This is a genomic window from Mesorhizobium sp. M0292 (genome assembly GCF_040321695.1).
Classification (GTDB): domain Bacteria; phylum Pseudomonadota; class Alphaproteobacteria; order Rhizobiales; family Rhizobiaceae; genus Mesorhizobium.
This window is the reverse complement of sequence record NZ_JAMYSB010000013.1, coordinates 1-12,535: the sequence shown is the minus strand read 5'-3', so window position 1 is coordinate 12,535 and position 12,535 is coordinate 1. Positions and strand designations below refer to the sequence as shown.

General features: G+C 62.0%; 12 protein-coding genes and 1 pseudogene. 4 read left to right on the top strand and 9 right to left on the bottom strand.

All coding sequences use genetic code 11. The features are described 5' to 3' along the window. Positions 1-2 precede the first annotated feature (2 nt). Positions 3-1,256 (bottom strand): M20 family metallopeptidase, encoded by a 1,254-nt coding sequence (locus NKI96_RS20175; protein ID WP_352805777.1) that lies wholly within the window; start codon positions 1,254-1,256, stop codon positions 3-5. Further along, positions 1,253-2,467: an ROK family transcriptional regulator gene (locus NKI96_RS20170; protein WP_023681814.1), complete on the bottom strand. Its 1,215-nt coding sequence runs from the start codon at positions 2,465-2,467 to the stop codon at positions 1,253-1,255. The genes NKI96_RS20175 and NKI96_RS20170 overlap by 4 nt, the downstream gene beginning before the upstream one ends. Positions 2,468-3,385: 918 nt before the next feature. On the opposite strand from NKI96_RS20170, the gene NKI96_RS20165 reads away from it, so the two are divergent. From NKI96_RS20165 to NKI96_RS20155, 3 genes are read left to right on the top strand one after another with little or no spacing between them, the layout of a single operon-like run. Next, positions 3,386-4,732 carry a family 1 glycosylhydrolase gene (locus tag NKI96_RS20165; RefSeq protein WP_023667728.1) on the top strand — a complete coding sequence of 449 codons (1,347 nt, stop codon included), beginning with the start codon at positions 3,386-3,388 and terminating at the stop codon, positions 4,730-4,732. 9 nt (positions 4,733-4,741) lie between these two features. Then, positions 4,742-4,957: a hypothetical protein gene (locus tag NKI96_RS20160; protein ID WP_502900283.1), complete on the top strand. Its 216-nt coding sequence runs from the start codon at positions 4,742-4,744 to the stop codon at positions 4,955-4,957. Positions 4,958-4,969: 12 nt separating this feature from the next. Next, the gene (locus NKI96_RS20155; protein WP_352805890.1) at positions 4,970-5,311 is read left to right on the top strand and encodes an SDR family oxidoreductase; all 342 of its coding nucleotides are present in this window, start codon (positions 4,970-4,972) and stop codon (positions 5,309-5,311) included. A 172-nt stretch (positions 5,312-5,483) separates the two neighbouring features. On the opposite strand, the gene NKI96_RS20150 is transcribed toward NKI96_RS20155, so the two are convergent. From NKI96_RS20150 to NKI96_RS20120, 7 genes and pseudogenes are all read right to left on the bottom strand, one after another. After that, a complete protein-coding gene (locus tag NKI96_RS20150) occupies positions 5,484-6,032 on the bottom strand; it encodes a hypothetical protein (RefSeq protein ID WP_023667727.1) in 549 nt (182 codons plus the stop codon). A 189-nt stretch (positions 6,033-6,221) separates the two neighbouring features. Then, a pseudogene (locus NKI96_RS20145) lies at positions 6,222-6,537 on the bottom strand (Arm DNA-binding domain-containing protein); the annotation flags it as partial. Positions 6,538-6,761: 224 nt separating this feature from the next. Further along, entirely contained in the window at positions 6,762-8,324 is a 1,563-nt protein-coding gene (gene guaA / locus NKI96_RS20140) for a glutamine-hydrolyzing GMP synthase (protein ID WP_023692332.1), read from the bottom strand. A gap of 55 nt (positions 8,325-8,379) precedes the next feature. Continuing rightward, complete coding sequence (locus NKI96_RS20135) at positions 8,380-9,045, bottom strand: 5'-methylthioadenosine/S-adenosylhomocysteine nucleosidase (protein WP_023807579.1); 666 nt, start codon at positions 9,043-9,045, stop codon at positions 8,380-8,382. Further along, the gene (locus NKI96_RS20130; protein WP_023686843.1) at positions 9,045-9,503 is read right to left on the bottom strand and encodes a PaaI family thioesterase; all 459 of its coding nucleotides are present in this window, start codon (positions 9,501-9,503) and stop codon (positions 9,045-9,047) included. The genes NKI96_RS20135 and NKI96_RS20130 overlap by 1 nt, the downstream gene beginning before the upstream one ends. Before the next feature lie 84 nt (positions 9,504-9,587). Then, positions 9,588-10,040 (bottom strand): TspO/MBR family protein, encoded by a 453-nt coding sequence (locus NKI96_RS20125; protein ID WP_023704461.1) that lies wholly within the window; start codon positions 10,038-10,040, stop codon positions 9,588-9,590. A 72-nt stretch (positions 10,041-10,112) separates the two neighbouring features. Beyond that, the gene (locus tag NKI96_RS20120) at positions 10,113-11,402 is read right to left on the bottom strand and encodes an RsmB/NOP family class I SAM-dependent RNA methyltransferase (RefSeq protein WP_352805772.1); all 1,290 of its coding nucleotides are present in this window, start codon (positions 11,400-11,402) and stop codon (positions 10,113-10,115) included. Positions 11,403-11,721: 319 nt separating this feature from the next. On the opposite strand from NKI96_RS20120, the gene NKI96_RS20115 reads away from it, so the two are divergent. Beyond that, complete coding sequence (locus NKI96_RS20115; RefSeq protein ID WP_023686840.1) at positions 11,722-12,399, top strand: MIP family channel protein; 678 nt, start codon at positions 11,722-11,724, stop codon at positions 12,397-12,399. Positions 12,400-12,535: the final 136 nt, after the last annotated feature.

Sequence of the window (12,535 nt, the reverse complement as noted above, 5' to 3'; positions counted from 1 at the left end):
TTTCAGTCGGCCACGCCGCAGTAGCGGGCCATGAAGGCGGCGAAGCCGACTATGCCGGCGAAAAATTCCTCGACATCGACGTGCTCCTCGAATGTGTGGCAATTCCTGATGTCGCCGGGCGCGCAATAGACGGCAGGAATACCGAGCTGATTGATGAAGAAGGGGGACTCCGACCAGAATGGTGCGCCCTCGATGACGCCGCGTCCGCTCATTGCGCCGGCCATCGCGTCGGACAGCATGGCGACTTCCGCCCGCGTTTCGCCGATCTCGGCAGCGGTGCCGCCCAGCCTGTGGTCGCGGCCGGCGGGGTAGGCGAACTCTACCGAAATATCCGGATCGGTGATCGCGCCGCGCACGGCAGCCTCGATCTCGGCGGCGGCGGTGTCGAGGTCTTCGCCAGGCAACAGCTTACGGATCAGCGAGAGCGTGCAGCGCTCGGGGACGGCAATGTAGCCGCCGCCGGCAAGCCCGGTGATAAGCAGGAAGCCGCGCCCGACCAGTTTGTGCTCGGCGCGCGCGGCGACCTCATCCGAATGCTTCCAAAGCGCCGTCATCGCGGCATGGCTTGCACGGAGCGCATCCTTGCCGAGTTCTGGCACACCGAAATAGGCGGATTTGCCGGTAATCGAGATATCGGTGATGAAGAAGCCGATCTGCGCCGCATAGACGGCCAGGCGGGTCGGCTCGACATAGACGCTGAAATCGGGTGCTGTGACCTCGCCGGCCTCGATGCGTCCGACGAAGTGCTTGATCCCGGCGGAAATGCCGGTGCCGGGCTGGCCGCTCTCCTCGTCGCCGATGAAAGCAAAGGCGACGTCGCCCTTGAGGCGAACGCCGGCCTTGTCGAGTAGCGCGAGTGCCGCAAGCGAAGCAGTGATGCCGGCCTTGAGGTCGCCGGAGCCTCGGCCCCAGACAGCACCATCAATGATCGGGGCGGCGAACGGATCCTCACGCTCGGTGCCTGCCCAATGCTCGCGCCAGCCGTCGACATGGACGGTGTCGGTATGGCCGATGAACAGCAGGTGCTTTCCCTGGTCGGCCCCCTTGCGCTCGCCCCAGATGTTGGGCCGCCCGGGAAGGAATTCCGTCCTGGTCAGGCCGCTGAGGTCAAGGTCGCGCATCCTGGCTTCTAGGAAGTCGACGAAGTTGGCTTCGTTGCCGGTGATGCTCTCTCGGCCGATGGCGCCGCGAAACAGCGTTAGTGCGTCGTCGCGGTCGAGCGCTGCCTGCAGGCGGGCGGTAATATTGCGAGTCATATCGCGGCCTCCTTCAGCGCGGCGGCCTGGGCAGGCGGCAGCGAAATCCGGCCATCAGGCGCGTCGACGCCGAACAGCGTGTTGTGCAACTGGCCAAGGCCGATTGCCGCCGCGCCAATGAGGGCTGCGCGTGCGCCGAGTTCGCTCGCCTCGACCCTGACCGGATAGGGGAAGCATAGCGGCAGAAGCGCCTGCACCCTGGACAGGATTTCGGGCCTCAACCCAATCGAGCCGCCGAGGATAAACTTTTCTGGATTGGCGATTGCCGCGATTGCCGCAACGCCTTGCGCCAGATGGCGGGCAGTTTCGTCGAGCACGGTGAGCGCGTCCTTGTCGCCAAGCGCGGCATTCTCGAATATTGCCGGCACCGAGACCTGCCTGCCGGTGAGAGCGTGGTAGCGATCGGTCATGGCGTGGGTGGCCACCGCGCGTTCGAATGCGCCGGTGCGCAGTGATTCCTCGGTGAAGGGATCGGCCCCGATCGGCATGAAACCGATCTCGCCGGCGGCGTGCCCAGCACCCCGCACCAGATGGCCGCCCAGCATCAGCCCGCTGCCGATGCCGGTGCCGAGCGCGATGTAGGCGAGATTGTCGATGCCCTGGCCTTGGCCGAGCCAGTTCTCGCCAAGCACCGCGAGATTGACGTCGTTCTCGATCATCACCGCGACGCCGAGCGCTTCTTCGAAGGCATCCAGCACATTCATTGTGTCGAAGCCGGCAATGTTCGGCGCCATTAAAATGCGGCCGGTGGCCGGGTCAGGAGCGCCAGGCGCGCCGATGACGGCCAGGCGTATCTTCTTGCGCGCGACGTGCTGTCTGGCCGCGGCATCGAAGGCCAGCGCTGCAATCTGATCGACGACGAACTGGCCGCCGCGCGGATCGGTCGGTGTGGCGGCTTCGGCAAAGATCTGGCAGGCAAGGTCGGTCAGCGCGACCCGCACCTTGGTACCGCCAAGGTCGACGGCGATGATATAGGCTGCGTCGTGGACCAGTTCGTAGGTAACGGCGGTGCGCCCGACATGGCCGCTGGTGCGGCCGGTTTCCTGGACCCAGCCCTCCTGCTCGAGCCCGCGCATGATTTCGGAGATGGTCTGCTTCGACAGGCCCGTCAGCTTGGCGATCGAGGCGCGGGAGATCGGCCCGCCCTGGACGATCGCTTCCATCACGGAGCGCTGTGAGAACTGACGGGATATGCGCGGCAGGTCAGTCACATTGAACTCCGGTTAATTCGTTCTATGACCGAACTTATTATTCGGAACTGGACCTGTCAATGTATGTTCGCGAGCGGCGGTTTTTGCGTACGCGAACATTGATCCGGAGGCAGGATTCAGGCGCGTTGCTGCTGTTCGGCAGAAGATAAATGCGGTCAGCGAATGGCTGGATCAGCTTCTTGAATCAATTGGGCGAACAGCTTCGTAACGCATTGACAAATAACGATCATGCTAGTCTCTGAGGGTCACTGTTTTCTACAGGAGATCAATACAGCGGATGGTTCGCCGGTCCATATCTCTCGTATCTCTCGTATGGGTCTGTCGAACCAAAGGACGATGAACGAGACCAACTATTGGCTTCGAGAATACCGGTGATGTATCGCGGGTCTGCCTCCTAGTGAATGGCTCAAATGGGTCCGGCAGCGGAACGTCCGTTTGCAGTTTGCAAACGTGGATAACTACCATACCGCCTTAACTCGCAAAGACCCGTTTGACGCCAACTGGGCTGGCCCGAAGCCGACCTCTCCGTCCAGCATGGTCCGATCATATTCGGCGCAAGCTGCTCGCTTGAACCGTGGGATAGAATTCCGCCAATCTCGACCCGCCTATGCCTGGGTGGCCCCTGCTCACAATCACGAGCGTAGCGCCATCTTTCCGAATGGCCGGGTGAGGCTGGAGAAATCGCCGCTGAACCTTCTCGACCAGCCATTCTCCGGCTTTGGCAAAAAGCCGGTTCGAAGGCTTTTCCGCCATGTGCCGTTGCCTTTCGCAACGAACGGTCAACCGACTGTGAATAGCACTTGCAGGCACGTGGTTGTCAGGCGCCCACCGAACTTGACAAGCAGTCTTGCAGGAACTGCGTCGAGCACTGAACGTTTGACCAAGCGCGGGCATCTCCGCCTTGGCTAAGGACCATCAATGTTCACGTTCATGTTTGCCACCGGCATCGAGAACAGCACCCCCACCATTCGACAAGGCCGGGAGCGCGTCGACGAAATGGAAAAATGCCGCTTCTACGAACGATGGCGCACCGACTTCGAACTGGTCCAGGATCTCGGGGTGCATTTCCTCCGCTACGGACCTCCCATCCACAAAACATGGCTGGGTGACGGACGTTATGATTGGGCATTCGCCGATGAGACCTTCGCGGACCTGAAGGCGAAAGACATTCTTCCGATCGTCGACCTTTGCCATTTTGGCGTGCCGGACTGGATTGGCAACTTCCAGAACCCGGACTTTCCGACACTATTCGAGCACTACGCCAGGGATTTCGCGATGCGCTATCCGTGGATCCAGCTCTTCACCCCAATAAATGAGATGTTCATCTGCGCCACCTTTTCGGCCCGCTGGGGATGGTGGAACGAACAACTGAGCAGCGACACTGCTTTCGTCACCGCCCTCAAGCACATCGTGAAGGCGAACGTGCTTGCCATGCGGGCGATTCTCGAGGTGCGGCCGGACGCCATCTTCATTCAGAGCGAATCCTCGGAATACTTCCACGCCGATTCTCCCGAGGCGGTCGGCAGAGCGGAACGGTTCAACAGCGAGCGTTTCCTGTCGCTTGACCTCAACTACGGTCATGACGTCGACGCGCACACCTATCGCTATCTTCTCGAAAACGGGATGACGGCCGAAGAATACAGTTTCTTCCTGGAAAGCCATCTGCGCAGGCATTGCGTGATGGGCACCGACTATTACCAGACCAACGAACATCGGGTTTGGGCAGACGGAACGACGTCCGGGTCCGGCGAGGTGTTTGGCTATGACGAGATCACGCGGCAGTACTTCAACCGCTACCGGCTTCCCGTAATGCATACGGAGACCAACATCAGCGAAGGCCCCAATGGAGACGAGGCCGTCTATTGGCTGTGGAAAGAGTGGGCCAACGTGCTGCGGATCCGCAACGATGGCATCCCCATCGTAGGTTTCACCTGGTACTCGCTGACGGATCAGGTGGACTGGGACAGTGCGCTTCGGGAGAACAACGGACGGATCAATCCGCTCGGCCTCTATGACCTCGACCGAAATCCGAGGGCGGTGGGGCGCGCTTTCAAGGCGCTGATCGCGAACTGGAACAAGCTGTTGGCCACACAAAGTGTCTGCCTTGCTTTGCCGGTCTTTCTTCCCTCACAGCAAGACGATGCCATTGTTCGCGCGCAACAGGATTATGCGCGCAGCCTGCTGAGCGTGGATCGGGTCGCTGAAGGCTGGACTGAACCACTTGCTGCTCCCCAGAAAGAGGTCGAACCCGATGCGCCTGGATAACAAGATTGCATTGTAACCGGTGCTGCAAGCGGCATTGGACTGGCCATCGCCATGCGGTTGGGCACCGAAGGTGCACGGGTGAGCCGACGTGGGTGGAGGCAAGGTCGAGAAGGCGCGCATCGGTTCGACAAGGGGCGCGCCGGGGAGGCCGCTATCACGGTGCTGTCGACTTGCGCTCACGCGTTCGGCAGGTTGGCAATAATCGTCAACAACGCGCCGGCCTGATAATCTTTAACTATTGAGGCATTCACTAGAGCGGGCTGGCTGAAGGTGCTGAGCGTCGACCTGCTGGGAGCAATTTATTTCGCCGGAAAGGCATTCGCTCATATGACATCTGGCGGCGTCATCGTAAAACATATTGAGTGTGCGCGGTCGAGACGAGCTCCGCATGTCGAGCTATACGCCGCGGCAAAGGCCACCCTCCTGTCTCTAACCGAGACCCGACGCAGTTCGCACCTTGGCCGACTGGGCATGAATCCGGACGATTACCGAACCAAATTGAACCTGCCTCGCAATTACCCGATGGTGGCACCCAACTATTCGGGAAGCGTTCCGCATATCGCCTCTAACACCCAGTAGCGGACAGCTCTCGCCTGAGGCGTCAGTCGTCGTTGAAGCGCTCCGGCATCGCATTCGAGGCCAAGGCTGGTGCACAAGGATCATGACATCGAATTCCACTCTTTACAGGAACAAGTGCCTTTCCTCGGGATTAGGATTCGACGCCGCAACGGCGTCGAACCCCAAAGGAGACTCACATGAAACGTAAGATTTTGACAGCTACAGCGATCTCTCTCTGTCTCGCCACCGCGGCCTTGGCGCAGTCGTCGGGAACATCCAGCGGCACGAACGGAACGTCCGGCTCATCGGCCGGGTCCAGTATGAGCTCTACGTCCGGCTCCGGCCAAAGCGGTATCCCGAGCGGCTGGGACAGCAAGCTCTCCGGCTCATTCTTCAGCGACGCCAATTCGGGAAGACTTCTGTCGCAGGATGAGATCCGCAAGAACTGGTCGTCCCTGAGCTCTGAACAGCAGGCACAGGTTCGCTCCGACTGCTCGAGGATGACGGCCAGTAACGGCACTGGCTCTGGCACAATGACCGGCACGTCAGGTAGCTCGGCTTCGACCGGCAGTGATACAACGGCGAGTATCGGCACCGGCTCTGGCACAGCCACCGGCACTTCAGGCAGCTCTGGTTCGACCGGCAGTAACACCACGGCCAGCAACAGCACTGGTTCGGGTACAACCACCGGCACGTCGGGATCCTCGAATACAGCTGGCGATACGACCGCCAGCACCAGCACGGGTTCGGGCGCGAACTCGGCTGCTCAAATGGCTTCGATGCGGCAACTCTGCACTCAGGTTCAAGGGATGTGAGTGAATGCGGCGCTCCGGGCCGGCTTGGCCGGAATAAGAAGAGGCCTTGAAGGCCCGGGCATCGCTTTGGTTTGGTAGCCATTTCGGCGCTGAAGTCGGCCGGAAATCGGGGTGACAACTCGGCGCTTGTCGCGCTGCTTTTCTATCGCCGGCGACCGTCCCTCGCCAATAGCGCGCTTCGCGTCGAGACACTTCTCCCGGCTGAGGCAAGCGAGATTCCGTCCCGTCCATACCTGCCAAGATAGACCGTCTCCTGGCGTCCGTTGAGCCTGTAGTCCAGCCGAACCAGATCGCACCACTGGGCATCGCGCGGACATACATGCCGTCACGGTCTGCAATCCTATAGATTTTCTCTTTTGGTTTCAGCGCCTTAAGGGCGGCATCCGTCTGAAAAGTACCGTCAGTACAATTTCGAGGCTCTTCGGCAGAAATTTTGTTTTATCTTCAATTCCTTAAGGCATAAAAAAGTACCGTCAGAGCCTCATTGGATCTGACGGTACTTCGAAAAATCTGAGCTAGCAATATGCGGAAGGTCCGTCAGCCGGTCCGTCAATCCAATCTCTGCGCACCGATTGTCGCCGAATGGGTTTATATGTGTTGTCAAATAGTTATGGCGTACAATGGCGTGTTTTCGGCGGCGTTTGAGTGGGCCTGAATCATTCCCACTCGATGGTGCCTGGCGGCTTTGACGTCACGTCGTAGACGACGCGGTTGATGCCGCGGACTTCGTTGATGATGCGGGTGGCCGCCGCGCCGAGGAAAGCCATGTCGTAGTGGTAGAAGTCGGCGGTCATGCCGTCGACGGACGTCACGGCGCGCAGGGCGCAGACGAATTCGTAGGTGCGGCCGTCGCCCATCACACCGACGGTCTGCACCGGAAGCAGCACGGCGAAAGCCTGCCAGATGGCGTCGTAGAGGCCGGCCTTGCGGATCTCGTCGAGATAGATGGCGTCGGCCTCGCGCAGGATTTCGAGCTTTTCGCGGGTGATACCGCCGGGGCAGCGGATGGCAAGGCCTGGTCCAGGGAACGGATGGCGGCCAATAAAACTTTCGGGCAGGCCGAGTTCCTTGCCCAGTGCCCTCACCTCGTCCTTGAACAGTTCGCGCAGCGGCTCGACCAGCTGCATGTTCATGCGCGCCGGCAGGCCGCCGACATTGTGGTGCGACTTGATGGTCACCGACGGGCCGCCGGTGAAGGAGACGCTCTCGATGACGTCGGGATAGAGCGTGCCTTGCGCCAGGAAATCGGCGCCGCCGAGTTTCTTGGCCTCTTCCTCGAACACTTCGATGAACAGCCGGCCGATGGTCTTGCGCTTCTTCTCGGGGTCGGACTCGCCTTCCAGCGCCGAGATGAATTTTTCCGACGCGTCGACCAGGATCAGCGGCAGATTGTAGTGCTGGCGGAACATCGCCACGACGCCGGCCGCCTCGTCCTTGCGCATAAGGCCATGGTCGACAAGAATGCAGGTCAGCTGGTCGCCTACCGCTTCGTGGATCAGCAAGGCAGCGACCGATGAATCCACGCCGCCCGACAGCGCGCAGATCACCTTGCCCCTGCCGACCTGTTTGCGAATGGTCTCGACCGCGTGCTCACGATAGGCGCGCATCGTCCAGTCGCCTTCGATGCCGGCGATGTTGTGCACGAAGTTTCTCAGCAGCCTGGCGCCATCCGGCGTATGCACCACTTCGGGGTGGAACATGATGCCGTACATCTTGCGCGCGACATTGCCGAAGATGGCGAAGGGCGAGCCTTCCGACTTGCCGAAGACTTCGAACCCCTTGGGCAGCGAGATGACGCGGTCGCCATGGCTCATCCACACCTGGTGACGCTGGCCGGGCGCCCACAGGCCCTCGAACAGCGGGCTGTCCTTTTCGATCTCGACGAAGGCGCGGCCGAATTCGCGATGGTTCGAGCTTTCGGCGACGCCGCCCATCTGCACGCACATGGCCATCTGGCCGTAGCAGATACCGAGCACCGGCACGCCGGCATCGAAGACGATCTGCGGAGCGCGCGGGCTGCCGATGTCCGATGTCGAGGCGGGACCGCCCGACAGGATCACGGCTTTTGGATTGATACGCTTGAAGGCAGCTTCGGCCGATTGAAACGGCACGATCTCGGAAAACACGCCGGCCTCGCGGATGCGGCGGGCGATGAGCTGCGTAAACTGACTGCCGAAATCGACAATCAGGACTGTATCGGGATGATTGGCTGTCGTCATGGCGAGCCTTTAGAGAAAGAAACGAGTCGGCGCAATGGGGTGCGTAGCCCGACTTTCAGAGCGCTGCCGGCTCTTGCCCAGGCTGCTCCTTGTGTAGCGTGCCGGAGCCGATGGCCTGTTCGAGGCGCACGACCGCATCCGCCAGCTTCTCGTCGATGACATGCAGATATTCGGTCCAGTCTCCAACGTGGCGCAGATCGGCTGCACCGTCTGAAATGCCGCGCAGGCCGATAAGCGGGATATCGAACAACTGGCAGGCGCGCAGGCAGGCGAAGGTTTCCATGTCGACCATATCGGCGGCGATGGCGTCGTAGGCGGCGCCGGTGATGATGGCGCCGCCGGTCGACAGGCTGGCTTCTTTCATGCCCGGTATCCTGAATGATAGCGGGACGGTCACCGGCAGGTCGAGGAACGGCGTCGCGCCTTTTTCGAAGCCTAGCGGCGAAGCGTCGATGTCGCGATAGCTGACCGAGACCGCCTGGTAGATTTCCGTCTGCTCTAGTGTGCGGCTGCCGGCGGAGCCGAGCGAGACGACGAGATCGGGCAACGCCTTCTCGGATTTCAGCCATGACAGTTCGGCGCCGAGCCGCACACCTGCCTCTACCGGGCCGACGCCCGTCATCAGCGGCGTGAACAGTTTTTGCAGATGCGGACCGTACTCGGCCTGCGCCGCCATGACGAAGAGGACGTCCTTGCCACCAATTCGCGTAATTTTGGCCATCAGCCTGCTATCCCGTCACGGCCAACCACCGTCATCATCGTGCCGGTCATGGTCGCGATCAGCTTGGCCTCGCCATCGGCGGCAAAGGCGTAGGCCTGGCCGTCGGCGACGATGATGGTGCGGCCGGGCTTGGTCACCGAGCCGCGGAACAGGAAGCGTTCGCCCCGGCCGGGCGCCAGGAGGTTGACCTTGAACTCGATGGTCAGCACGCCGGAATTTTCCGGCATCAGCGAGAACGCGGCGTAGCCGCAAGCCGAGTCCAGTGCGGTCGAAATCACGCCGGCATGCAGGAAACCATGCTGCTGCGTGAGTGCGGCCGAATAGGGCATTTCGATCTCGATGATGCCCGGCGTCACAAGCGTCAGTTCGGCGCCGATGGTCGCCATCGCCTGCTGGCGCGCGAACGACGCCCTGACGCGGTCCTCATAATCGGGTGCGGGTACGATCTTTGCTGCCATGGCCATCGCCCTGATTTATCTGCAAAGCTTATCGCAGACGCCTGAACGCCACGCAAATGCTTTTGCTGCACTGCAGCAAAGCACTCAGTTCAACAGGAGCAGCGACGCGTTGAGCAAGGTGGCGAAGGCTACCCACGCGGCATAGGGCGCAAACAGCCAGCCGGAAACCCGGTCGCGGTTCCACACCGTGGCTATGAACAGCGCAATGCTGGCGAGAAGAGCCAGGATCACGACCAGTGCCGGCCCCATCTGTTTGGCGCCGAAGAAAGTCGGCGACCACGCGAAGTTCAGAACAAGCTGGAGGGCCCAGATCTTCATCGCGGCGGCTGCTCGTTCCCGCTCCCATGTCCGCCAGCCGGCCACGGCGATCAGCACATAGAGGAGCGTCCAGGCCGGCGCGAAGACCCAGTTGGGCGGGTTGAAGGGCGGCTTGGCGAGCGAGGCATACCATTCACCCGGCAGCGTCGCATAGCCGATCAACAGGCCGCCGCCGAGCACCAGAAGGAGGAAAAGCAGAAGCGACACATATCTTTGCAAGAATTCTACCCCGTCTGGCGGCCGACGCCGCGCATCTGCAACTGGCGCTATGTCAGCCTGTCAATCGCAGCGTCAATTCGCCCGACGCAGCGCACAGAAATGGAACCCGTCGGTGCCGCTCAGAGCCGGCGACAGCGAGATATCGCTTGTCTTGCCGATCCGGGCGGCCGCTGCGTGACCGGGGAAGCTGGCATCCCAGAGCGCGCGATGATCGACCGGGACGAAGCCCTTGTGCCGTTCGCGAAAGGCGGCGACCTGCTCGCCATTCTCCTCGTCGAACACCGAACAGGTGATGTAGACCAGCAGGCCGCCCGGTTTGACATAGGCATTCGCCGCATCGAGGATCGCCGACTGCTCGCCCTTGCGGGCATCGAGCTGTCTTTGCGTCAGCCGCCATTTGGCGTCTGGACGGCGCCGCCAGGTGCCGCTGCCGGTGCAGGGCGCATCGACCAGCACGATGTCCATGTGGCCTGCGAGGGGGCTGAGCTCAGCCGGCTTGGTGACAACCTGGACGTTGCGGTTTTCCGAACGGCGGATGCGGTCGAAGATCGGCGCCAGCCGCGCCTTTTCGGCATCATGGGCGAAGACCTGGCCTTTGTTGGCCATCGCCGCAGATAGCGCCAGCGTCTTGCCGCCGGCGCCGGCGCAGAAATCGAGCACCTGCATCCCGGCTTGCGCGCCGGCAAGGGTTGCAACGATCTGCGAACCCTCGTCCTGAACCTCGAACCAGCCCTTTTGGAAAGCCGGCTCGGCCTGTACGTTGGGGTGCCGGCCGTCGCCGTCGATGGGCGGGATGCGAATGCCTTGCGGCGCAATAGCAGCCGGTTTGGCGCCGGTGTCGGCGAGTTCCGCCAGCACTTTGGCGCGGTCGGACTGCAGCGTGTTGACCCTGATGTCGAGCGGCGGGCGGGTCGCCAAAGCCGCCCCTTCCGCAACCCAGTCTGCGCCAAAGGCTCGTTCGAACAACGGCGCGCACCAGTCGGGTACGTCCGCCCGCACCGCCTCCGGCGCGTCTTCAGGCCGGCGCTCGGCCAGCGCCTGCAACTCGGCGGCGCTGAGCAGCGGCGGCGCGAACTTGTCACCCTGGAGCGCATCGTTAAGCGATTGCGGCGTCTGGCCCCATTCGATGAGCAGCGCGCCGAAGCCGATGGCGCGGGGCGTGTCTTCACCCAAAAGCCAGCCGGCGGAACGTTTGTGGCGCAGCGCGTCGTAGACGATGTTGCCGATCGCCGCGCGGTCGCCGCCGCCGGCAAAGCGATGCGACAGGCCCCAATCTTTCAGCGCATCGGCCACCGGCCGGTGGCGCCGGCCAATGTCGTCCAGCACTTCAATGGCTGCCGCCAGCCGTCCGCCCAGTCGCATTCGTCATTCCACCTATCGAGCACAGTATCCTTCGGCCTGCTCTTAGAGCGTTTCGCGTCGAGATTGAACCCCGCTTGAATTTCGCGGCGACGAGGCCTTCCGCTCGCGGCCGACGATTTTCCCCGCCGGCAAATGTCCGCCCGCCGGCGATAACAAATCTCAAATATATGCAAGATCTCTAATGTTGGTAACTGGCCGCCGTAAGCACGATCTGTGGCGCAATTGCTCTGCTTTCCAAGCTTTTGCGTTGGGAATACTCTTTGCGCCATGATTCGCGGCGCGGAAAAGCGGACCGACGGATCGATACGAGGAGAGGGCAATGAAAACGTATCTTGCGGAAGTTCTAGGGACATTTCTATTGGTGTTTATCGGCACGGCGTCGGTGGCGACGGGTGGCTTTCTCGCCGACTTGCCGCTGGGCCAGGAAGCCATCGGCCTGGCGTTCGGCATCGGCCTGATTGCGGCGGCTTACGCGGTGGGTCCCATCTCAGGCGCACATCTCAACCCGGCCGTCACGCTCGGCGTCTTCCTTGCCGGCCGGCTGCCGGCCAAGGGTGTGATTCCTTACTGGATCGCGCAGATCATCGGCGCCATTCTGGCCTCGCTGGCGCTGTGGATCATCGTCTCCGGCCAGACCGGCGGGCACACCACCGGTTTCGGCGCCAATGGCTGGGACGTGGCGAAATGGGGGACGAGTTCGGCCTTCCTGTGGGAGCTGATCGGCACCTTCACCTTCGTCACCGTCATCCTCGGCGTCACCGCCGAGAAGCACTCGACGGCGTTCGCCGGCCTGGTCATCGGCCTGACGCTGGCCGGACTGCACTTCGCAATGATCCCGGTGACCGGCACCTCGCTCAATCCGGCGCGTTCGATCGGCCCGGCGCTGTTTACCGGTGCCGCAGCCCTCAGCCAGCTCTGGCTGTTCATCGTTGCGCCGCTGATCGGCGGCGCAATCGCTGGCGTCGTCGCCAAGGCACGCATCTTCGAAAAGGACTGATTTCGAAGCCTGCGAAAACGAAGGGGGGGGGGGGGGGGCGGCGGGCCCCGGGGGGGGTGGGGTGTGTTGGTCGGGGCGGGGGGCCGTGGGGGGGGGTGGGGGCAGGATTACGCCGGAGAGACAACAGAGAACAAAA